Origin of the sequence: Cryptosporangium japonicum, from assembly GCF_039524755.1 — a bacterium.
GTDB lineage: Bacteria > Actinomycetota > Actinomycetes > Mycobacteriales > Cryptosporangiaceae > Cryptosporangium > Cryptosporangium japonicum.
In genome coordinates this window covers 1-19,941 of the sequence record NZ_BAAAGX010000046.1, presented here as the reverse complement: position 1 = coordinate 19,941, position 19,941 = coordinate 1, and the positions used below count along the sequence as shown (strand labels likewise).

Here is a 19,941-nt window from a genome sequence, read left to right as displayed (position 1 = left end):
GCCTGCCCGAAAAGGGCAGGCGGGCGCTTTGTGTTTGCCCCCGACGCCGCCACGGAAAGAGCCCGACATGACCGACACCCGCACCGACCGGTTGACCTCGATCCTCGACGAGTACGCCTCGCTCGAGCAGCAACTCGCCGACCCGGCGGTCCACGCCGACCAGGGGCGCGCGCGTGAGCTCGGACGCCGGTACGCCGAGCTGGGGCCGGTCGTGGCCACCGTCAGAGAGATCGAAGCGGTGCAGGGTGACCTGGAGACCGCCCGCGAACTGGCCGCCGACGACCCGGCGTTCGCCGCCGAGGCCGAGGAACTGGCCGAACGGCTCCCGGCGCTGGACGCCAGACTGCGCGAGCAGCTGCTGCCGCGCGACCCGGACGACAGCAAGGACGTCATCCTGGAGGTCAAGGCCGGTGAGGGCGGCGAGGAGTCCGCGCTGTTCGCCGGTGACCTGCTCCGGATGTACCTGCGCTACGCCGAGCGCGAGGGGTGGAAGACCGAGATCATCGACGCCACGGGCTCCGACCTGGGCGGGTACAAGGACGTCTCGGTCGCGGTGAAGAGCCGCCCCAGCGCCGACGGCGGCGTCTGGTCGCGGCTGAAGTACGAGGGCGGCGTCCACCGCGTGCAGCGGGTGCCGGTCACCGAGTCGGCCGGGCGCATCCACACGTCGGCCGCGGGTGTCCTGGTGATGCCGGAGGCCGAGGAGGTCGACGTCACGGTCGACCCGAACGACCTGCGGATCGACGTCTACCGGTCCTCGGGCCCGGGTGGGCAGAGCGTGAACACGACCGACTCGGCGGTGCGCATCACGCACCTCCCGACCGGCATCGTCGTCTCCTGCCAGAACGAGAAGTCGCAGCTGCAGAACAAGGAGTCCGCGCTGCGCATCCTGCGCGCGCGGCTGCTGGCGGCCGCCCGGGCCGACGCCGACGCCGCCGCGAGCGACGCCCGGCGCTCCCAGGTGCGCACGGTCGACCGCTCCGAGCGGGTGCGCACGTACAACTTCCCGGAGAACCGCATCTCCGACCACCGGGTGAACTACAAGGCCTACAACCTCGACCAGGTGCTCGACGGGGACCTGGACGGGGTGCTCGACGCGCTCACCGAGGCCGACAACGCGGCTCGCCTGGCCGGCGACGAGTAACTCTTTTCCCGCGCGTCACCGCGCGGCCACCCGCACGCCGCCTCGCACGCTCACGGGTCTGACTGGGTGTACCCGTGAACACGCTGTCCAGGCTGACGTGGGGTGGAACGGCAGCGTCCGTCGCGATCGCGGTCGGGGTCACGCGGGCGGGCACGGCCGGCGGGGCGACGCCGCCGGACGGGCCGCTCTCGCTCTGGCGTCCGGACACGCACAGCCCGGTGGGCTGGGCGGTGTGCGCGTTGTTCGGCCTGGCGGCGCTCGCGCTCGCGTTCATCCGGCTGTACCGGCTCGCCGAGGCCCGCGCGGTCGACGTGCGGACGGTCGCGACGATCGCGGCCTGCTGGTGCGCGCCGATGCTGGTGGCGCCGCCGGTGCTCAGCCTCGACGTCTGGTCGTACTTCGCCCAAGGCACGATGGTGCGCCAGGGTCTCGACCCGTACGCGTACGGTCCGTCGCTGCTCGGCCCCGGCGACGTCCTGGACGCGGTCTCGCCGGTCTGGCGTGACACCCCGGCGCCCTACGGGCCGCTCATGCTGGCCATCCTGACCGCGGCGGCCGAGGTCGGGCACCCCTCCCTGGTCGCGCTGCTGTTACGCGCGCTCGTGCTGCTGGCGGTCGTCGCGGTCGCGGTGCTCGTCACGCGGCTGGCGCCCCCGGAGGAGCGGGCGCTCGCGCTGACGCTCGTCGCGGCGAACCCGCTCGTCGTGGTCCATCTGGTCGGCGGTGCGCACCTCGACGCCCTGCTCGGCCTGCTGGCGGCGGTGACGATCTACGCCGTGCGCCGGCGCTGGTACGTGGTGGCGGCGCTGGCCGCGGCGCTGGCGTTCTCGGTGAAGCTGCCCGGGATCCTGCTGATCGGCTACCTGCTCGCCCACCTCGTACGCCAGCCGGTTCCGGTGCGTCGCCGGATCGCGGCCGCGGTGACGATCGGCGTCGTGGTGCTCGGCTGCTCGCTGCTGGTGCCGCACGGCTGGGGCTGGCTCAGCGCGATGGACGTGCCCGGTCGGGTCCGCATCTACTGGGCGCCGGCGTCGCTGGTCGGCTCGGTGGTGTACCTGGTGACCGGGGGCGTCGCCAGCTACACCGACACGCTGGCGCTGGCCCGGTCCGTGGTGGCGGCGGCCGGTGCGGTCACGATCGCGGCGCTGCTCTGGCGGGCCGGGGCCGAACCGAACTGGCGCAAGGCCGGCGCGCTGGTCGGCGCCGCGCTGCTTGTGCTGGCGAGTTCGGGCCCGGTGATGCACGCCTGGTACGTGGTGTGGGGCGGCGTCCTGCTCGCGGCCTGCGCCGGGGCCGGGGCACGCCGCTGGGCGGTGGTGCTCGGCGCCGCGCTCTGCTTCAGCGCGGTACCCGACCAGCTCGGCGGCACGCTGTGGAGCGTGCTCGCCGTTCCGCTCTGCCTGTCGGTGGTCGTCGTCGACGCGGTGCGGACGGTGTTCCCGGCGGCCGTGCCCCGGTGGGCACCGGCCGAGGCGGCGGCCGACACGGCATAGGGTTCTGCGGTGGACACTCTCGCTCTGGGCCCGGCGCTGGCCGGCGCCGTCCGCCGGCTGACCGACGCCGGGGTGGCGTCCCCGCGGTTCGACGCCGAGGAGCTCGCCGCGTTCGTGCTCGGCGTCCCGCGGGGTCGGCTGCTGCTGGCGAGCTTCGACCGCGCCGCCGCGGCCCGCTTCGACGAGCTCGTCGCCGAACGCGCCCGGCGGGTGCCGCTCCAGCACCTCACCGGCCTGGCCGGTTTCCGCCACCTGGAGCTCGCGGTCGGGCCCGGGGTGTTCGTGCCCCGGCCGGAGACCGAGCTGCTGGCCGGCTGGGCCGTCGACCACGCACCGGGCGCGGTCGTCGTCGACCTGTGCACCGGCTCGGGGGCGATCGCGCTGGCCGTGGCGAACGAGTGCCCGGACGCCACGGTGTACGGCGTCGAACGCGAGGAACTGGCGCTGGCATGGGCCCGGCGCAACGCCGAGACCCGCCGCGCCGCCGGCGACCGGCCGGTCACGCTGGTCCACGGCGACGCCACCTCGCCCGACGTGCTCGCCGAGCTCGACGGCACGGTCGACGTCGTCGTGACGAACCCGCCGTACGTGCCGGACGGTTCGACGGTGAGCCCCGAGGTGGCCGAGCACGACCCGGCCGCCGCGCTCTGGGGCGGGCCGGACGGCCTGGACGTCGTCCGCCGGCTGCTGGTGCGCGCCGCGGCGCTGCTCCGGCCCGGCGGTGTGCTGGGCATCGAGCACGCCGACGTGCAGGGCGAGTCGCTCCCGGCGCTGGTCCGCCGCCACCCGGCGTTCACCGACGTCGTCGACAACTCCGACCTCGCCGACCGTCCCCGCTTCACCACCGCGCGCCGCCGTAAGCTGACCACGTGACCCGGACCTACCAGTGCTCCGACCCGGCCGACCGCACGGCCGGGATCGCCGCGGCGATCGACGCCGTGCGCCGCGGTGACCTGATCGTGATGCCGACCGACACCGTGTACGGCATCGGCGCCGACGCGTTCACGCCGACCGCGGTGGACTCGCTGCTCACCGCGAAACAGCGCGGGCGCGACATGCCGGTGCCGGTGCTGGTCGGCAACCGCCGCACGCTCGACGGCCTGGTGATGGCGGTCCCGCCGACCGTGCACGAGCTGGTCGACGCGTTCTGGCCGGGCGGGTTGACGATCGTCGTCGAGCAGGCGTCGTCGCTGGCCTGGGACCTGGGTGACGCCGACGGCACGGTCGCGGTCCGGATGCCGCTGCACCCGATCGCGCTCGAGGTGCTGGAGGCCACCGGGCCGATGGCGGTGTCGAGCGCCAACGTCTCCGGCCAGCCGCCGGCCACCACCGCCGAGGAGGCCCGCGATCAGCTGGGCTGGCTGGTCGAGGTCTACCTGGAGGCCGGTTCGTGCGGCGACCCGGTCGCGTCGACGATCGTCGACGTCACCGGCGAGGTGCCGCGCGTGCTGCGTCAGGGTGCGCTCGATCTGGCGACGCTGCGCGAGGTCGTGCCCGACCTGCTCGATCAGGACGGCCGTGGTCCGCACGAAGAGCCGGTGACGGCCGAGGCATGAGCTTCTCCGTCCTGATGATCTGCATGGGCAACATCTGTCGCTCGCCCATGGCCGAACGGCTGTTGCGGCTGCGCCTCGACGAGCGGCTGAGCGACGGCGATCTCGTCGTCGTGCACGGCGCCGGCACCGGCGCGTGGCACGAGGGTGAGGCGATGCACCACCAGTCGGCCGAGGAGGTGCTGGCCCGCGGGGGAGACCCGGCGGGGTTCAGCGCCCGGATGCTGACGACCGCGATGCTCGCCGAGCAGATGGACCTCGCGCTCACCGCGACGATCGAGCAGGTCGAGTTCGTCACCGACCTGGACCCGGCCGCGGCGCCGCACACGTTCGTCCTCGGTGAGTTCGCCCGCCTGGCCGCGGCCGTCCCGGAGGACGAGCTGCCCACCGGTGACCTGGTGGCGCGCGGCCGGGCGTTGGTGGCCGCGGCCGACCGGCGGCGCGACGGTGCCAGGTACTCCGACGAGGTGCCCGACCCGTGGGGGCGCGCGCCCGAGTACTTCACCGCGGTGGCCGACCAGATCGACGACGCGGTCACCGTGCTCGCGGACCGGCTCGCCGGGCGGTAGTCGCCCCACTCCGGTGGCGCGGGGGGAGTACGGTGGCCCGAGCCACTCGGAAGGGTGGTCCTTCGGCGTGCCCGCACGCCCCCCGCGAAAACACGGTACGAGCGTTCGTGATACGTTTCACGAGCTAGTCAGATACGCGATTTGGCCCGCTGAACGCCGCCTGACGACCCCGACCGACGAACTCGGCGCACCGAAGCGCCGCGCCGACCGGAGCCGCCTCATGTCCCGCACATCGCCGCTTTTCCTCGCCCTCGCCGGCGTCGTCGTAGTGCTCGGCGGGGCATTCGTTCTCGGCGGCACCGAAGCATTGGCCGGTGCGGCCGTCGGGTCGGGTCTGGTCGCCGCTTTTCTGGCCTCGGGCCGGCTGCCCTTCCTGGTCGACGCGCAACTCGCGCCGGGTATCGCCTATCTCGTACTCGGCATCAACTACTTGTTCCGGGTAGTCCTGCTACTGGTGGCTCTGGTCGCGCTCAAAGACCAACCCTGGTTGGACGCCCGAGCGCTCGGTCTCGTCGTGATCGTCGGTGCGTTGGTGTGGAATGCGATGGCGCTGCGGCGTCATCTCGCCGCCGCCGCCGTCAATACGACCTCCGAGGTAATCGACGGCGAGTCGCCGGACGTGAACACTAAAGAAACAACAACGACGAGTTCGGACGTCACTAATTCGTCCGCTACTCGAACAGTGGGAGGTGGCCGATGATGGCCGATGCCGACCACGACAAACGATCACCCGAAGTCAACCCTGACGTGCCGGAGAGTGACGCCGCCGAGAGCGAGCGTAAGCGCTGGCAGGATGCCTCCGCGGTGCCCACGGTCGACCCGTGGCACGTGGTGAGCTACCTCATTTCCGGCGTCACGATATGGGGCCTCATCGGGTGGGCGGCGGCGCGTTGGCTGGACATTCCCGCACTCGTCGGAGTCGGATTCATCATCGGGGGGGTGCTCGGAATCTGGCTGACATACATCCGGTACGGTAGGCCGCAATCCGGGTCATCGATCTCGATGCCCCCTGCCCAGCCTGATCTGCCACGCGCCTCGGCTCAGCCCAGTAAGCAAAGCGCTCAGCGACCGTCAGGGCCGCCGTCGTCAGACACCACCGCCGAGGAGGAGAAGCCGTGAGCAACCAGCTCCTTGCCGCCGGGCCAGGATTCGAAGCGCCGGGCCCCGGTGACTTCGAGTTCCCGCCGCTTTTCGGCGAGGGCACGTTCTTCACGAAGCCGATGTTGATCATCGTGCTCGGCACGATCGCGGTCGCCGCGTTCTTCTACGCCGCCGCCCGCAACCCGAAGCTCGTCCCCGGCAAGCTGCAGTTCGCCGGTGAGCAGGCCTACGGGGCGATCCGCAACAGCGTCGTCCTCGACTCGATCGGCACCAAGCACGGCAAGAAGTTCGTTCCGTACATCGTCACGGTGTTCTTCTTCATCCTGGTGCTGAACATCTCCGGCATCATTCCGGTGCTGCAGTTCCCGGCCTCGTCGAAGATCGCGATTCCCGCGTTCCTCGCGGTGATCTCCTGGATCATCTACAACGCCGTGGGCATCCGTCGGCAGGGCTTCGTCGGCTATTTCAAGAACATGTGCTTCCCACCCGGGGTGCCGTGGCCGATCTACTTCCTGCTCGCGCCGCTGGAGTTCTTCTCCACGTTCATCATCCGGCCGTTCACGCTCGCCCTCCGTCTTTCGATGAACATGTTCGCCGGCCACCTGGTGCTGCTTCTCTGCATCCTCGGTGGCGAGTACATGCTCACCGAGGGCACCGGGGCGCTGCCGTTCCTGAGCCCGGTCGGCTTCCTCGGCGGGATCGTCCTGACCTTCTTCGAAGGCTTCATCCAGATCCTGCAGGCCTACGTGTTCGCGCTGCTGTCGGCGCTGTACATCGCGGGCGCCATGGAAGCCGAGCACTGACCTGAATCTCCCGCTCGCCGCGCACCCACCCCGCAGCGGCGGCCATTCACCCATCGAGAAAGGGAACGCAGCATGGAAGGCAACCTGAACATGGTCGGCTACGGCCTGGCCGCCATCGGCCCGGGCGTCGGTATCGGCCTGATCTTCGCCGCCTACATCGCCGGTGTGGCCCGCCAGCCGGAGGCCCGTGGCACGCTCCAGGGCATCGCGATCCTGGGCTTCGCCCTGGCTGAGGCGCTCGCCATCATCGGTATCGGTCTCGCGTTCGCGCTCTGACGACCATGTCTGCGACGACGGAGATCGTGACGACTCTCCTCGCGTCCGAGGACGGCGAGGTAAATCCGCTCCTCCCGCACACGTCCGAACTCATCGTCGGACTCGTCGCTTTCGCATTGCTCTTCTGGTTCCTCGCGAAGAAGGTCTACCCCCTCTTCGAGAAGACCTACGCGGAGCGATCGGAAGCGATCGAAGGCGGGATCAAGCGGGCCGAAGAGGCCCAGGCCGAGGCCAAGGCCGCGCTCGAGCAGTACCGGGCGCAGCTGGCCGACGCACGGGGCGAGGCCGGCCGCATCCGCGAGGAGGCGCGCGCCGAGGGTGCGCGCATCATCGAGGAGATGCGGGCCGAGGCCCAGGAGCAGGCCGCTCGGATCGTCGAGCGGGGCGAAGAGCAGCTGGCCGCCGAGCGGCAGCGCCTGGTGACCGAGATCCGCGCCGACATCGGCCGTGTCGCGGTCGACCTGGCCGGTCGCATCGTCGGTGAGTCGCTGGCCGACGAGGCCCGGCGCACCGGCACGGTCGAGCGCTTCCTCGACGAGCTCGACACCACTACCGGAGGGCGGCGCTGATGCAGGGCGCTAGCCGGGAGTCCCTGGCCGCGATCCGGTCGCAGCTGGCCGAGATCACCCGGGGCGGAGCCGCTCCGGCGGCCGGGACGCCGTCGGGCGGTGCCTACCCGGCGGGTTCCCGTCCGGCCGGCACCGCCGGTGCTCCGGCACCGGCCGGCGCCGACCGGGTGGCGCTCGCCGCTGACCTGCGTGCGGTCGCCGTCCTGCTCGGGCGCGAGCCCGGGCTGCGGCGCGCGCTGGCCGACTCCACCAAGCCCGACGAGGCCCGCACGGGTCTGCTCGACGCGCTGGTGGGTCAGCGGGTCGGCTCGGGTGCGGCCACCGTGCTGCGGGCCGCGGTCGCGGCCCGCTGGTCGAAGGCCAACGACCTGGTCGACGCCGTGGAGCTGCTGGCGGTCGACGCCGAGCTGGCCGAGGCGGAGGCCACCGACTCGCTGGCCGACGTCGAGGACCAGCTGTTCCGGTTCGCGCGCATCGTCGACGGCACCCCGCGGCTCGGGCAGTTGCTCGCCGACGCCACGGCGCCGGTCGAGCAGCGGACGGAGCTGGCGACGGGGCTGCTGGAGGGCCACGCGAACCCGGTCACCGTCCGGCTGGTCGCGAGTGCCGTCCACGGCATCGGCGGACGCGGGTTCGACGCGTCGCTGCAGCGTCTCGTCGAGCTGACGGCCGCTCGACGCGACCGCGAGATAGCGTATGTGACAGCAGCCGCACCGTTGACTCCTGCTCAGGAGGAGCGGCTGGTTGCGCGTCTGGCCGCGATCTACGGGCGATCGGTCTCCTTGAAGGTCGAGGTGGACCCCTCGCTGCTGGGTGGAGTGACGGTCCGGGTCGGCGACGACCTGTACGACGGAAGTGTCGCTCGCCGGCTGGAACAGGCGCGCGGCGCGCTCGCGCACTGACATCGCGTAACCAACGGCCCAAAACAGACGTGCAGGCTCGGTCAGCTCAGTCGCTGACCACAAGACGAGATCGAGGAACTATCAGATGGCCGAGCTGACCATCTCCTCCGAGGAGATCCGCGGCGCGATCGAGCGTTACGTCTCTTCCTATTCACCCGAGGTCTCCCGCGAGGAGGTCGGTGTGGTCGCCGATACCGGCGACGGCATCGCCCACGTCGAGGGCCTCCCCTCGACGATGACCAACGAGCTGCTGCAGTTCGAGGACGGCACCCTCGGGATGGCGCTCAACCTCGAGCCCCGCGAGCTCGGTGTCATCATCCTCGGCGACTTCGCGGGTATCGAGGAGGGCCAGACGGTCCGCCGCACCGGGCAGATCCTGTCCGCGCCGGTCGGTGACGGCTTCCTCGGCCGGGTCGTCGACCCGCTGGGCAACCCGATCGACGGCAAGGGCGAGATCCAGGCCGAAGGCCGCCGGATCCTGGAGCTGCAGGCCCCCACGGTGGTCCAGCGCCAGCCCGTGAAGGAGCCGCTGCAGACCGGCATCAAGGCCATCGACGCGATGACCGCGATCGGCCGGGGCCAGCGGCAGCTGATCATCGGTGACCGCCAGACCGGCAAGACCGCGGTGGCGATCGACACGATCATCAACCAGAAGGCCAACTGGGAGAGCGGCGACCCGAAGAAGCAGGTCAAGTGCATCTACGTCGCGGTCGGCCAGAAGGGCTCGACGATCGCTTCGGTGCGCGGCGCCCTCGAAGAGGCCGGCGCGATGGAGTACACGACGATCGTCGCGGCTCCGGCGTCCGACCCGGCCGGCTTCAAGTACATCGCGCCCTACACCGGCTCGGCCATCGGTCAGCACTGGATGTACCAGGGCCAGCACGTCCTGATCATCTTCGACGACCTGACCAAGCAGGCCGAGGCCTACCGCGCCGTGTCGCTGCTGCTGCGCCGCCCGCCGGGCCGTGAGGCCTACCCGGGTGACGTCTTCTACCTGCACTCGCGGCTGCTCGAGCGTTGCGCGAAGCTCTCCGACGAGCTCGGCGGCGGCTCGATGACCGGTCTGCCGATCATCGAGACGAAGGCCAACGACATCTCGGCCTTCATCCCGACGAACGTCATCTCGATCACCGACGGCCAGGTCTTCCTCGAGACCGACCTGTTCAACGCCGGTGTGCGTCCGGCCATCAACGTCGGTACCTCGGTGTCGCGCGTCGGTGGTTCGGCGCAGGTCCGCGCGATGCGTTCGGTCGCCGGTCGTCTCCGCCTCGACCTGGCCCAGTACCGCGAGCTCGAGGCCTTCTCGGCCTTCGGTTCCGACCTGGACCGGGCGTCGCGCAACCAGCTGGAGCGCGGGTCGCGTCTGGTCGAGCTGCTCAAGCAGCCCCAGTACTCGCCGTTCTCGGTCCCGGAGCAGGTCGTCTCGGTGTGGGCCGGTACCACCGGTCAGCTCGACGACATCCCGGTCGCCGACATCCGCCGGTTCGAGACGGAGTTCCTCGACTTCATCCGTCGCAACAAGTCGGACATCTTCTCCACGATCGAGTCCACGGGCAAGCTCGAGGACGACACCGCGCAGTCGCTGACCGACGCGATCACCGAGTTCAAGCAGCAGTTCGAGGTCGGCGCGAGCAGCGACCAGGTCATCGAGGCGAAGGACGAGGACTCGGCCGAGAGCGTCACCCGACACACCGACCAGGAGGGCTGATCCGTGCCCGCCTCGCTTCGGGTGCTGCGACGCCGGATCAAGTCGGTTCAGCAGACCAAGAAGATCACCAAGGCGCAGGAGCTGATCGCCACTTCGCGGATCGCGAAGGCGCGCGCCCGGGTCGAGGCGTCGCGCCCCTACGCCGAGGCGATCACCCGGGTGCTCACCGCGCTCGCGACGAACTCCTCGTCGATCGACCACCCGCTTCTCAATGCTCGTGAGCACGTCAAGCGGGTGGGGATCCTGCTCATCACGTCCGACCGTGGTCTCGCCGGCGGTTACAACGCCAACGTGATCCGCCGGGCCGAGCAGCTCATCGCTCAGGTGCAGTCGGAGGGCCAGGAGCCGGTCCTGTACGTGATCGGCCGTAAGGGCGCGGCGTACTTCCGGTTCCGCAACCGGCACATCGAGCGGTCCTGGACGGGCTTCTCGGAGTCGCCGGACTACGACGACGCCAAGGAGGTCGGCGAGTTCCTCGTGCAGACCTTCCTGGCCGGCGCCGACGACACGCTGGACGGGCCCGGCCTGGACGGCGTCCACGGGGTGGACGAACTGCACCTGGTCTCGACCGACCTGGTGTCGATGATCACCCAGCGCCCGGTCGCGCACCGGTTCGCGCCGATGGACGTCTCGGAGGAGGCGCACCCCGAGGGGCCGCGCCCGATCTACGAGTTCGAGCCGGAGCCCGAGCAGTTGCTCTCCGCGCTGCTGCCGAAGTACCTGAACACCCGCATCTACGCGGCTCTGCTGGAGTCCGCGGCCTCGGAGTCGGCGTCGCGCCGGCAGGCGATGAAGTCGGCGAGTGACAACGCCGGCGAACTCGTCAAGAGCCTCAGCCGCGAAGCCAACGCGGCACGCCAGGCCCAGATCACCCAGGAGATCAGTGAGATCGTTGGTGGCTCCAACGCTCTCGCCACTGCAGGAAGTGACGACTGATGACTGCCACCACTGTTGAGAACACGGCCGGGACGCAGTCCGAGGCCGCCAGCGGCCGCGTCGTAAGCGTGCGCGGCCCCGTTGTCGACGTCGAGTTCCCCAAGAACGCGATCCCCGACCTCAACAACGCCCTGCACGTGAAGGTCGACGTGGAGAGCATCGCGAAGACCCTGACCCTCGAGGTCGCCCAGCACCTGGGTGACAACGTGGTCCGGACGATCTCGATGCAGCCCACCGACGGCCTGGTCCGGGGCGCCGAGGTCATCGACACCGGCGCGCCGATCAGCGTTCCGGTCGGCGACATCACCAAGGGCCGCGTGTTCAACGCGCTCGGCGAGGTGCTGAACCTGGCCGAGGGCGAGACGCTCGAGGTCACCGAGCGCTGGCCGATCCACCGTGACCCGCCCGCCTTCGACCAGCTCGAGAGCAAGACCGAGATCTTCGAGACCGGTCTGAAGGCGATCGACCTGCTCACGCCGTACGTGCGTGGTGGAAAGATCGGCCTGTTCGGCGGCGCCGGCGTGGGCAAGACGGTGCTCATCCAGGAGATGATCATCCGTGTCGCCAACAACTTCGGTGGCGTCTCGGTCTTCGCCGGCGTGGGTGAGCGCACCCGCGAGGGCAACGACCTGATCCTGGAGATGGACGAGAGCGGCGTGCTGGAGAAGACCGCGCTGGTCTTCGGCCAGATGGACGAGCCGCCGGGCACGCGTCTTCGTGTCGCGCTGGCCGCGCTCACCATGGCGGAGTACTTCCGCGACGTCCAGAACCAGGACGTGCTGCTCTTCGTCGACAACATCTTCCGGTTCACGCAGGCCGGTTCCGAGGTGTCGACGCTGCTCGGCCGCATGCCGTCCGCGGTGGGTTACCAGCCCACCCTGGCCGACGAGATGGGCCAGCTGCAGGAGCGCATCACGTCGACGCGCGGTCACTCGATCACCTCGATGCAGGCGATCTACGTCCCCGCCGACGACATCACCGACCCGGCGCCCCACACGGTGTTCGCGCACCTCGACGCGACCACCACGCTGTCCCGCGCGATCTCCGACAAGGGCATCTACCCGGCGATCGACCCGCTGGACTCCACCTCCCGGATCCTCGACGCGCGGTACGTCGGCGAGGAGCACTACCGGGTGGCCGCCCGTACCAAGGAGATCCTCCAGCGGTACAAGGAGCTCCAGGACATCATCGCGATCCTCGGTATCGACGAGCTCTCCGAGGAGGACAAGCTCCTCGTCGGTCGCGCCCGTCGGATCGAGCGGTTCCTGTCGCAGAACACCTACGCGGCGGAGCAGTTCACCGGCATCCCCGGCTCGACGGTGCCGATCAAGGACACCATCGAGGCGTTCAAGGCGATCGCCGCCGGTGACCTGGACAAGTACCCGGAGCAGGCGTTCTTCATGTGCGGCGGCATCGACGACGTGGAGAAGAAGGCGGCCGAGCTCGCCAAGGAGTGAGCTGTCCCCAAGTCTTACCGCGGGTCCCGGGCCGTTTGGCCCGGGACCCGCATCCGAACCAAACGAGGAGTCTGCCGTGGCGGAGCTGCACGTCGAGGTCGTGTCCGTCGAAGAGAAGATCTGGTCGGGCGAGGCGTCGATCCTGATCGCCCGCACCACCGAGGGCGAACTGGCGATCATGCCGGGGCACACGCCGCTGCTCGGTGAGCTGGTCGACCCGGGCGAGGTGCGCGTGCGCGCCGGCGACGGCGAGCACCGCTGGACGGTGCACGGTGGCTTCCTGTCGGTCACCTCGGACGGTGTGTCGGTTCTGGCCGAGACCGTGAGCACCCCCGAGGGTGCTCCCGCCGGGCAGTACTGAGGCCCAGGGGCGCGGGGGAGCACGGCGAATGACGACTGTGCTCGAAGGCGTCGCGCTCCTGTTCGTTCTGGGCTTCGGCCTGCTGGCCGTGTTGTTCATCCGCCGGGTGCTCATCGCACGCAGCGGAGCGGTGGAGCTGTCGGTGCGTCTGTACCGGGCCCGCCTCGGACGCGGGTGGGCCCTCGGGCTCGCCCGGTTCAACGGTGACCAGCTGCGCTGGTACCGGTTGTTCAGTGTGTCCCCGTGGCCGCGCCGCGTCCTGACCCGCCGGGAGCTGGTGGTGGTCGGACGGCGCGACCCGAGCGAGCAGGAGACGCTCGCGTTGATGACCGGCTCGGTGGTGCTCGAATGCACCGACCGCAGCGGCCCGGTCGAGCTGGCGATGAGCGGCAGCGCGCTCACCGGCTTCCTGAGCTGGTTGGAGTCCGCCGCCCCCGGTTCGTTCCCTACGCGCTAGCGCCCGGCCTCCAGAGGACGTCCTGGCCCTCGTTCGCGATGCGCGACAGGATGAACAGCAGGTCGCTCAACCGGTTCAGGTACTTGGCCGGCAGTGGATGCGTAGTGCCCGGCTCGGCCTCGAGCAGCGTCCAGGTCGAGCGCTCGGCCCGCCGGACGACGGTCGTCGCCTGGTGGAGCAGGGCAGCTCCCGGCGTTCCGCCCGGCAGGATGAAACTGTCGAGTTTGGGCAGTCGAGCGTTGAACTCGTCGCACCAGCCCTCGAGGCGCTCGACCTGAGCCTCGGTGACCCGCAGCGGCGGGTACTTCGGTTCGGGAGCGACCGGCGTCGCGAGATCGGCGCCCACGTCGAACAGGTCGTTCTGAGCCGCGCGCAGCACGTCGGCGACTTCCTCGGTGAGTTGACCGAGAGCGAGCGCCACACCGATGACCGCGTTCGCCTCGTTGACGTCCGCGTACGCTCCGATCCGCGGGTGCGTCTTGGGGACGCGACTCATGTCGCCGAGGTTAGTCGTACCGGAATCACCGGTTTTGGTATAGATACGGGTCAGGTGCACGGCCATTCCCCGAGGTTATCCACCGGATGGTCAGACCGTTGTGGACATGACGCAGAGCACTCCCCGGAGGCCCGTAGGATGGCCCGGTGGAGCTATTTCGTGTGACAGGTGGGACCCCGCTGGTTGGCGAGGTCACGGTCAGTGGTGCCAAGAACAGCGTCCTGAAGCTGATGGCGGCGTCATTGCTCGTCGAGGGCCGCACGGTGCTCACGAACGTCCCCCGCATCCTCGACGTGACGATCATGAGCGAGGTGCTGCGTCGCCTCGGCTGCGAGGCGGTGCTCGAAGGCGAGACGCTGACGATCGACGTACCGGCGCAGCCGCTCACCGAGGCCGACTACAACCTCGTCCGCCGGATGCGGGCGTCGATCAACGTCCTGGGCCCGCTGCTGGCCCGGCGGGGCGAGGTACGGGTGCCGCACCCCGGCGGCGATGCCATCGGATCGCGTGGGCTCGACTACCACATCGCCGGCCTGGAGCGGATGGGCGCGGAGATCACCAGCGAGCACGGCTTCGTGGTGGCCCGGGCGTCCCGGCTGCACGGCGCGCGCATCTGGCTCGACTTCCCGAGCGTCGGCGCCACCGAGAACATCCTGATGGCCGCGGTGCTGGCCAAGGGCACGACGGTGATCGACAACGCGGCCCGCGAGCCCGACATCGTCGACATCTGCTCGATGCTCACCGAGATGGGCGCCGAGATCCACGGCGCCGGCACGTCGACGCTCGAGGTCGAGGGCGTCGAGGAGCTGCGGCCGGTCACCCACCGCACGGTGCCCGACCGCATCGTCTCCGGCACCTGGGCGTTCGCGGCCGCGATCACCCAGGGCGACATCACGGTGCGGCAGGGCGAGCCGCGTCACCTGGAGATCGCGCTCGACAAGCTCAACCAGGCCGGCGCCCAGATCGACTTCCTCGACCCGATGGAGCCGGCCGAGGGCTTCCGCGTCCGGATGGAGCGGCGGCCGCGCGCGGTCGACATCGTGACGCTGCCCTACCCCGGCTTCGCCACCGACATGCTGCCGATGGCGATCACGCTCGGCGCGGTGGCCGACGGTCCGTCGATGGTCACCGAGAACGTGTTCGACGCGCGCTTCATGTTCATCAACGAGATGCTCCGCCTCGGGGCCGACGTCCGCACCGACGGCCACCACGCGGTCGTCCGCGGGAAGGACTGGCTGTCCGGTGCTCCGGTGCGGGCCACCGACATCCGTGCCGGTGTCGGCCTGGTCATCGCGGGTCTGCGTGCCGACGGCGTCACCGAGGTGGCCGACGCGTTCCACATCGACCGGGGCTACCCCGACTTCCTGAGCCAGATGCGGGGCCTCGGCGCGACGATCGAGCGCGTCACGGTGGAGGACGAAGAGTTCTAGGCGCCGGGCCCGACCAGGGCCCGTGCCTTCGGCAGGTCCGCCGCGAACACCAGCACCCGGACGCGCCCGCGTCCGGCGTCGCTGGTGGTGGAGCGGATGTTGGCGTCGGAGAGCACGGCACGCAACGCATTGGCCTCACCGGCCGAGGCGGCGACCGCCACTTCGTGGAGCAGGCCGTAGTCAGAGCTCTTCCCGTCCGGCGCGGGGCCGGAGACCTTGCCCGTTCCGTACGTCCACCGCAGCATCAGGACCAGGAACGCCACCACTACGAAGGCGAAGAGCACGGCCACGAACCCCGTCACGGTCCCAGTGTGCCACCCGCCGTCCAGGCTGACGACGCCGAATGCGTCGGCACTTCCCCGGCTTCCACCGTTTGGTGGAGCTGATGTCCTATGCCCTGCTTGCCGTAATTGCTGCCCGTTAATGGATAATGCAGCGTGATGCGCTGTTAGTGCAGCCGGTTTGCGGAGGGGGACGCCGGATGAACCAGCTGGTCGTCGCCGGACCGCGGCTCGATGCGGCGACAGTCGGCGGGCTGCGTGGTCAGCTGGACGAGGCGATCCGAACCGGCACCGGCCCGCTGGTCCTCGACCTGGCGAGCGTCCAGAACGTCGACGCGATCGGGCTGGCCATGGTGCTCGGGGTCGAGCGCCGGGCGAAGAGCGCGGGCCGGGAGCTGCTCCTGCGGAACGTCCCGCCCCGGGTCGCACGGCTGCTCGGCGCGCTCGGTCTCAGCCGCATCCTGCGCGCCGAGGGGACCCGCGAGTCGATCCGGGCCTGATTCGATTCACCAGCGAATCTGTGGCGCGCGCCATGGCGGGCCATCGGTTACTCGTCAGTAAAATTCGCGGCACCGACGCCGGAGGTGCCCGATGCCGTACCCGTCCTCGCCGGATCGAGACCGCCCGTGGGTGATGCGGACCTACGCCGGGCACTCCTCGGCGGCCGCGTCCAACGCGCTGTACCGGCGCAACCTGGCCAAGGGTCAGACCGGCCTGTCGGTGGCGTTCGACCTGCCGACGCAGACCGGCTACGACCCCGACCACGAACTGGCCCGGGGCGAGGTGGGCAAGGTTGGCGTGCCGATCTCGCACCTCGGCGACGCCCGCGAACTTTTCGACGGCATCCCGCTCGAGAAGATGAACACGTCGATGACGATCAACGCGACCGCGATGTGGTTGCTCGCGCTCTACGAGGCGGTCGCCCTGGAACAGGGGGCCGAGCTCGAAGACCTCACCGGCACCACCCAGAACGACATCATCAAGGAGTACCTGAGCCGGGGCACGTACGTGTTCCCGCCGGGGCCCAGCCTGCGGCTGATCACCGACATGATCGCCCACACGGTCGTGCACCTGCCGAAGTGGAACCCGATCAACATCTGCTCGTACCACCTGCAGGAAGCCGGTGCGACGCCGGTGCAGGAGGTCGCGTACGCGATGTCCACCGCGATCGCCGTGCTCGACGCGGTGCGCGACGCCGGTCAGGTGCCGCAGGAACGGATGGGCGACGTCGTCGCGCGCATCTCGTTCTTCGTCAACGCCGGCATGCGGTTCGTCGAGGAGATGTGCAAGCTCCGCGCGTTCGCCCAGCTCTGGGACGAGATCACGCGTGAGCGCTACGGGGTGGAGAACCCGAAGCACCGCCGGTTCCGCTACGGCGTCCAGGTCAACTCGCTCGGCCTGACCGAGGCGCAGCCGGAGAACAACGTCCAGCGGATCGTGCTGGAGATGCTCGGGGTGACGCTCTCGCGCAACGCGCGGGCCCGCGCCGTGCAGCTGCCGGCCTGGAACGAGGCGCTCGGCCTGCCGCGCCCCTGGGACCAGCAGTGGGCGCTGCGCATGCAGCAGGTGCTCGCGTTCGAGAGCGACCTGCTCGAGTACGACGACATCTTCGACGGCTCCGGAGTCGTCGAGGCGAAGGTCGCGTCGATTCTGGACGGCGCGCGCGCCGAGATCGCCCGCGTGCAGGAGATCGGCGGTGCGGTCGCGGCGATCGAGTCCGGCTACATGAAGGGCGAGCTGGTGCGCTCGCTGGCCGAGCGGCGGGCCCGGGTGGAGGCCGGCGAGGACACGATCATCGGCGTCAACAAATTCACCGAGACCGAGCCGAGCCCACTGACCGGCGCCGAGAAGGCCATCTTCACCGTCGACGCCGGGGTCGAACAGGCCGCGCGCGAGAAACTGGCCGCCTGGAAGGCCGGGCGCGACCAGAGCGCCGTCGACGCCACGCTGGCCGCGCTCGCCGACGCGGCCAAGAACGGCACGAACCTGATGGAGCCGACGATCGCCTGCGTGCGTGCCGGGGTCACGACCGGCGAGTGGGCGAACGTGCTCCGGGACGTGTTCGGCGAGTACCGGGCGCCCACCGGGGTCTCCGCCGCGGCCGCCTCGAACCCGGGCGGGGAGACCGCCGACGCGCTCACCGCGATCCGCGAACGGGTGCGCTCCACCGGTGAGCGCCTGGGCGGACCGCTGCGGATGCTCGTCGGCAAGCCGGGCCTGGACGGGCACTCCAACGGCGCCGAGCAGATCGCCGTGCGGGCCCGCGACGCCGGGTTCGAAGTCGTCTACCAGGGCATCCGGCTCACGCCGGCGCAGATCGTCGCGGCCGCGGTCGCCGAGGACGTGCACGTCGTCGGCCTGTCGATCCTCTCCGGGGCGCACGCGCTCGCGGTGCCCACCGTGATCGACGGCCTACGCGAGGCCGGCCTCGACGACGTGCCGGTGATCGTCGGCGGCATCATCCCGCCCGACGACGCCGAGATGCTCAAGACCGCCGGGGTCGCCCGGGTGTTCACCCCGAAGGACTACGGCCTCAACGAGATCATGGCCGAGATCGTGACCGTGATCGAGGAGCTGCACGCTAGCCCGGTGTCGTGAGCGCGTCGAGCGCCGAGCCGCGGGGGAGGGCGGCGGCCTTCACCGGCAGCGCGCCCACCGAGCCGACCAGGTGGTCGGCGAGGCGTGCCGCGCTGGTGCGCTCCAGGTCGTGATCGGCGTCGTACCCGGTGACGCTCCATCCGACCAGGCCGGGCGTGCCCAGCGCGGCGCGGGTCATCGTGGTGAGCTGCTCCCAGGAGAGGCCGCCGGCCAGCGGGCGCCCGGGGTCGGGCAGCGCCTGGTCGGAGAGCACGCTGAGGTCGACGTGCAGCCACCAGCCGTCGGTGGTGCGTGAGACGTGCTCGACCGCCTCGGCCACGTGACGCGCGAGCACCGGCCCGGACGCGCCGGCGACGTCGAGATCGGTGTCCGACTTGACCAGGATGCTGCCCGACAGCGAGGGGATGCCGGCCGCGCTGAGCTCGGCGGCGTCCCGGGTGCCGAGCACGGCGACCGCACCCGGCGGCACCAGCGGCAACCGTCGGGAGAGACCGTTGGAGAGCACCGCGTTGGTCTGCGCGAGCAGCGCCAGCCCGAGCGTGCAGTCCGACGCCAGCCCGGTCGGTGACTTGTCCGGCGGCCAGGCGCACTCACGCCCGGACAGCACCAGCAGCCCGGCCGGGCCCGCCGGGCGGTGGCCGGTGGCGACCAGCCCGCCGAGCAGGATCGGGTTGTCGCCGCCGAGCAACAGCGGGAAGTGACCGTCGGTGTGGCTGGCCGAGACCGCGTCGGCGACCCCGTCGATCATCGCGGCCAGCGCGCCCTCGTTCAGCAGGCCGGTGTCGGAACTGCGGATCAGCGACCGCTCGCCGCCCGTGACCGGCGAGGTCTCGAACGGCGTCCAGCCGCTCGGCAACGCTTCCCGGATGCGTCCGATGAGTCCTTGGGCGTGCACAGCCGCCGGTCCGGCCGCCGCGCCGCCGGCTCTACCGGTGGCGCTGAACGGCACGCTGATGATGTCGATCTCCATCAAGCCCCCCAGGACGGTCGTACCCCGAAGTTCGACCGTGACATGACTCCTCTGCTCCGGGCTACACCTGGAGGAATGAGGTAGGGCGAAATGTTACCTAAGTGAAGTCTGAGAGTGAAAACGCTCGGCTTTTCGGCGACGCCGTGCACGCACCGTCCGGAAAGCCCACCAGAAGAACGCGATCATCGCGGCCAGCGCGACGACGACCAGGATCGGCGCGAGGAGCGCGAGCAGGGACATCCCGAGCGCGGCGGCGTCCTCGAGCGTGCTGACGACCGGGGCCGCGAACCCGCCGCTCGCGGCGTTCACCGCCGGCCGCGCGGTGGCCTTGCCGGCGTGCACGACCAACGCCAGCACCACACCGACGGCGACCGGCACCCATGCTCCCCCGGAGAAGAAGCTGCCCGGGTCGCTCACCGTCACCGCGTCCGACGTCGTGGTCGCGCCGAACGCGAGCCCACCCGCGGTGGGACGCACGACGGTCTGCACGACGTCGTTGATCGAGTCGACGATCGGCACCTTGTCGGCGACCATCTCGACGGCCAGCAGCACGGCCAGGATCACCAGCGCCCAGCCGCCGTCGAGCCACTGCCAGCCGGCCGGCAGCGTCACGGTGTCGGTGAACCGCGAGAGCAGCCCGAGCGTCAGCAGCGGGATGTAGGCGTTGAGACCGGAGGAGGCGGCGAGCCCGGTGCCGGTCAGGATTTCGAACACGAGTCCACGGTAGGGCTCGTGCGCTAGGCCCTGTCCTGCAAGTCCATGCTCGGCTGCGGCTCCGCTCAGCCGCCGCCAGGCCGCGTTGTCGGCCTTCCCCGATACAACAGCGGTATCGGGAAA

General features: G+C 70.5%; 23 protein-coding genes. 19 read left to right on the top strand and 4 right to left on the bottom strand.

The window, feature by feature from the left end:
* Positions 1 to 67 precede the first annotated feature (67 nt).
* The 16 genes from prfA to ABD437_RS40530 all read left to right on the top strand — a co-directional run bounded on the left by prfA (position 68) and on the right by ABD437_RS40530 (position 13,329).
* Positions 68 to 1,144, top strand: a complete 1,077-nt coding sequence (gene prfA / locus ABD437_RS40605; protein ID WP_344654324.1) for a peptide chain release factor 1 — start codon at positions 68 to 70, stop codon at positions 1,142 to 1,144.
* A gap of 74 nt (positions 1,145 to 1,218) precedes the next feature.
* A complete protein-coding gene (mptB, locus tag ABD437_RS40600) occupies positions 1,219 to 2,637 on the top strand; it encodes a polyprenol phosphomannose-dependent alpha 1,6 mannosyltransferase MptB (protein ID WP_344654323.1) in 1,419 nt (472 codons plus the stop codon).
* 9 nt (positions 2,638 to 2,646) lie between these two features.
* Positions 2,647 to 3,510 carry a peptide chain release factor N(5)-glutamine methyltransferase gene (prmC, locus tag ABD437_RS40595; RefSeq protein ID WP_344654322.1) on the top strand — a complete coding sequence of 288 codons (864 nt, stop codon included), beginning with the start codon at positions 2,647 to 2,649 and terminating at the stop codon, positions 3,508 to 3,510.
* A complete protein-coding gene (locus ABD437_RS40590) occupies positions 3,507 to 4,193 on the top strand; it encodes an L-threonylcarbamoyladenylate synthase (protein ID WP_344654321.1) in 687 nt (228 codons plus the stop codon). Before prmC ends, ABD437_RS40590 begins: the two co-directional genes overlap by 4 nt.
* Positions 4,190 to 4,759: an arsenate reductase/protein-tyrosine-phosphatase family protein gene (locus tag ABD437_RS40585; RefSeq protein WP_344654320.1), complete on the top strand. Its 570-nt coding sequence runs from the start codon at positions 4,190 to 4,192 to the stop codon at positions 4,757 to 4,759. The genes ABD437_RS40590 and ABD437_RS40585 overlap by 4 nt, the downstream gene beginning before the upstream one ends.
* A gap of 220 nt (positions 4,760 to 4,979) precedes the next feature.
* Complete coding sequence (locus ABD437_RS40580) at positions 4,980 to 5,459, top strand: hypothetical protein (protein ID WP_344654319.1); 480 nt, start codon at positions 4,980 to 4,982, stop codon at positions 5,457 to 5,459.
* On the top strand, positions 5,459 to 5,878 hold the full coding sequence (locus tag ABD437_RS40575; protein ID WP_344654318.1) for an AtpZ/AtpI family protein: 420 nt from the start codon (positions 5,459 to 5,461) through the stop codon (positions 5,876 to 5,878). Before ABD437_RS40580 ends, ABD437_RS40575 begins: the two co-directional genes overlap by 1 nt.
* Positions 5,875 to 6,663, top strand: coding sequence for a F0F1 ATP synthase subunit A (gene atpB / locus ABD437_RS40570; RefSeq protein WP_344654317.1), 789 nt, complete (start codon positions 5,875 to 5,877; stop codon positions 6,661 to 6,663). Before ABD437_RS40575 ends, atpB begins: the two co-directional genes overlap by 4 nt.
* 72 nt (positions 6,664 to 6,735) lie before the next feature.
* Positions 6,736 to 6,939 (top strand): ATP synthase F0 subunit C, encoded by a 204-nt coding sequence (atpE, locus tag ABD437_RS40565; RefSeq protein ID WP_035857252.1) that lies wholly within the window; start codon positions 6,736 to 6,738, stop codon positions 6,937 to 6,939.
* Between the two features lie 5 nt (positions 6,940 to 6,944).
* Positions 6,945 to 7,508, top strand: coding sequence for a F0F1 ATP synthase subunit B (locus ABD437_RS40560; protein WP_344654316.1), 564 nt, complete (start codon positions 6,945 to 6,947; stop codon positions 7,506 to 7,508).
* Positions 7,508 to 8,410 (top strand): F0F1 ATP synthase subunit delta, encoded by a 903-nt coding sequence (locus tag ABD437_RS40555; RefSeq protein WP_344654315.1) that lies wholly within the window; start codon positions 7,508 to 7,510, stop codon positions 8,408 to 8,410. Before ABD437_RS40560 ends, ABD437_RS40555 begins: the two co-directional genes overlap by 1 nt.
* 85 nt (positions 8,411 to 8,495) lie before the next feature.
* Positions 8,496 to 10,118: a F0F1 ATP synthase subunit alpha gene (gene atpA, locus ABD437_RS40550; RefSeq protein ID WP_344654314.1), complete on the top strand. Its 1,623-nt coding sequence runs from the start codon at positions 8,496 to 8,498 to the stop codon at positions 10,116 to 10,118.
* Between the two features lie 3 nt (positions 10,119 to 10,121).
* A complete protein-coding gene (locus ABD437_RS40545) occupies positions 10,122 to 11,054 on the top strand; it encodes a F0F1 ATP synthase subunit gamma (RefSeq protein WP_344654313.1) in 933 nt (310 codons plus the stop codon).
* Positions 11,054 to 12,511 carry a F0F1 ATP synthase subunit beta gene (atpD, locus tag ABD437_RS40540; RefSeq protein WP_344654312.1) on the top strand — a complete coding sequence of 486 codons (1,458 nt, stop codon included), beginning with the start codon at positions 11,054 to 11,056 and terminating at the stop codon, positions 12,509 to 12,511. Before ABD437_RS40545 ends, atpD begins: the two co-directional genes overlap by 1 nt.
* Before the next feature lie 76 nt (positions 12,512 to 12,587).
* Complete coding sequence (locus ABD437_RS40535; RefSeq protein ID WP_344654311.1) at positions 12,588 to 12,872, top strand: F0F1 ATP synthase subunit epsilon; 285 nt, start codon at positions 12,588 to 12,590, stop codon at positions 12,870 to 12,872.
* Positions 12,873 to 12,900: 28 nt separating this feature from the next.
* Positions 12,901 to 13,329: a DUF2550 domain-containing protein gene (locus ABD437_RS40530; protein WP_344654310.1), complete on the top strand. Its 429-nt coding sequence runs from the start codon at positions 12,901 to 12,903 to the stop codon at positions 13,327 to 13,329.
* Here the strand turns inward: ABD437_RS40530 and ABD437_RS40525 are convergent.
* A complete protein-coding gene (locus tag ABD437_RS40525; protein ID WP_344654309.1) occupies positions 13,319 to 13,891 on the bottom strand; it encodes a cob(I)yrinic acid a,c-diamide adenosyltransferase in 573 nt (190 codons plus the stop codon). The two genes, ABD437_RS40530 and ABD437_RS40525, sit on opposite strands and share 11 nt — an antisense overlap.
* A gap of 80 nt (positions 13,892 to 13,971) precedes the next feature.
* Here ABD437_RS40525 and murA point away from each other — a divergent pair, with 80 nt between their 5' ends.
* Positions 13,972 to 15,255 (top strand): UDP-N-acetylglucosamine 1-carboxyvinyltransferase, encoded by a 1,284-nt coding sequence (gene murA / locus ABD437_RS40520; RefSeq protein WP_344654308.1) that lies wholly within the window; start codon positions 13,972 to 13,974, stop codon positions 15,253 to 15,255.
* Here the strand turns inward: murA and ABD437_RS40515 are convergent.
* Complete coding sequence (locus ABD437_RS40515) at positions 15,252 to 15,557, bottom strand: hypothetical protein (protein WP_344654307.1); 306 nt, start codon at positions 15,555 to 15,557, stop codon at positions 15,252 to 15,254. The two genes, murA and ABD437_RS40515, sit on opposite strands and share 4 nt — an antisense overlap.
* A 179-nt stretch (positions 15,558 to 15,736) precedes the next feature.
* Between ABD437_RS40515 and ABD437_RS40510 the strand changes: the two genes are divergently transcribed.
* Together ABD437_RS40510 and ABD437_RS40505 are read left to right on the top strand one after the other, a co-directional pair.
* On the top strand, positions 15,737 to 16,036 hold the full coding sequence (locus ABD437_RS40510; RefSeq protein ID WP_344654306.1) for an STAS domain-containing protein: 300 nt from the start codon (positions 15,737 to 15,739) through the stop codon (positions 16,034 to 16,036).
* Positions 16,037 to 16,127: 91 nt separating this feature from the next.
* The gene (locus ABD437_RS40505; protein WP_344654305.1) at positions 16,128 to 18,134 is read left to right on the top strand and encodes a protein meaA; all 2,007 of its coding nucleotides are present in this window, start codon (positions 16,128 to 16,130) and stop codon (positions 18,132 to 18,134) included.
* On the opposite strand, the gene ABD437_RS40500 is transcribed toward ABD437_RS40505, so the two are convergent.
* Both ABD437_RS40500 and ABD437_RS40495 read right to left on the bottom strand, forming a co-directional pair.
* Complete coding sequence (locus tag ABD437_RS40500) at positions 18,118 to 19,104, bottom strand: arginase family protein (RefSeq protein ID WP_344654304.1); 987 nt, start codon at positions 19,102 to 19,104, stop codon at positions 18,118 to 18,120. The genes ABD437_RS40505 and ABD437_RS40500 overlap by 17 nt on opposite strands.
* Before the next feature lie 93 nt (positions 19,105 to 19,197).
* Positions 19,198 to 19,818: a DUF4126 domain-containing protein gene (locus tag ABD437_RS40495; RefSeq protein WP_344654303.1), complete on the bottom strand. Its 621-nt coding sequence runs from the start codon at positions 19,816 to 19,818 to the stop codon at positions 19,198 to 19,200.
* Between the last annotated feature and the right edge of the window lie 123 nt (positions 19,819 to 19,941).

Excerpts from the sequence above, each read along its gene's own strand:
- prfA (WP_344654324.1), top strand. The coding sequence starts at position 68 with ATGACCGACACCCGCACCGACCGGTTGACCTCGATCCTCGACGAGTAC.
- ABD437_RS40585 (WP_344654320.1), top strand. The coding sequence starts at position 4,190 with ATGAGCTTCTCCGTCCTGATGATCTGCATGGGCAACATCTGTCGCTCG.
- ABD437_RS40580 (WP_344654319.1), top strand. The coding sequence starts at position 4,980 with ATGTCCCGCACATCGCCGCTTTTCCTCGCCCTCGCCGGCGTCGTCGTA.
- ABD437_RS40575 (WP_344654318.1), top strand. The coding sequence starts at position 5,459 with ATGGCCGATGCCGACCACGACAAACGATCACCCGAAGTCAACCCTGAC.
- atpE (WP_035857252.1), top strand. The coding sequence starts at position 6,736 with ATGGAAGGCAACCTGAACATGGTCGGCTACGGCCTGGCCGCCATCGGC.
- ABD437_RS40560 (WP_344654316.1), top strand. The coding sequence starts at position 6,945 with ATGTCTGCGACGACGGAGATCGTGACGACTCTCCTCGCGTCCGAGGAC.
- ABD437_RS40555 (WP_344654315.1), top strand. The coding sequence starts at position 7,508 with ATGCAGGGCGCTAGCCGGGAGTCCCTGGCCGCGATCCGGTCGCAGCTG.
- atpA (WP_344654314.1), top strand. The coding sequence starts at position 8,496 with ATGGCCGAGCTGACCATCTCCTCCGAGGAGATCCGCGGCGCGATCGAG.
- atpD (WP_344654312.1), top strand. The coding sequence starts at position 11,054 with ATGACTGCCACCACTGTTGAGAACACGGCCGGGACGCAGTCCGAGGCC.
- ABD437_RS40530 (WP_344654310.1), top strand. The coding sequence starts at position 12,901 with ATGACGACTGTGCTCGAAGGCGTCGCGCTCCTGTTCGTTCTGGGCTTC.
- ABD437_RS40525 (WP_344654309.1), bottom strand. The coding sequence starts at position 13,891 with ATGGCCGTGCACCTGACCCGTATCTATACCAAAACCGGTGATTCCGGT.
- ABD437_RS40510 (WP_344654306.1), top strand. The coding sequence starts at position 15,737 with ATGAACCAGCTGGTCGTCGCCGGACCGCGGCTCGATGCGGCGACAGTC.
- ABD437_RS40505 (WP_344654305.1), top strand. The coding sequence starts at position 16,128 with ATGCCGTACCCGTCCTCGCCGGATCGAGACCGCCCGTGGGTGATGCGG.
- ABD437_RS40500 (WP_344654304.1), bottom strand. The coding sequence starts at position 19,104 with ATGGAGATCGACATCATCAGCGTGCCGTTCAGCGCCACCGGTAGAGCC.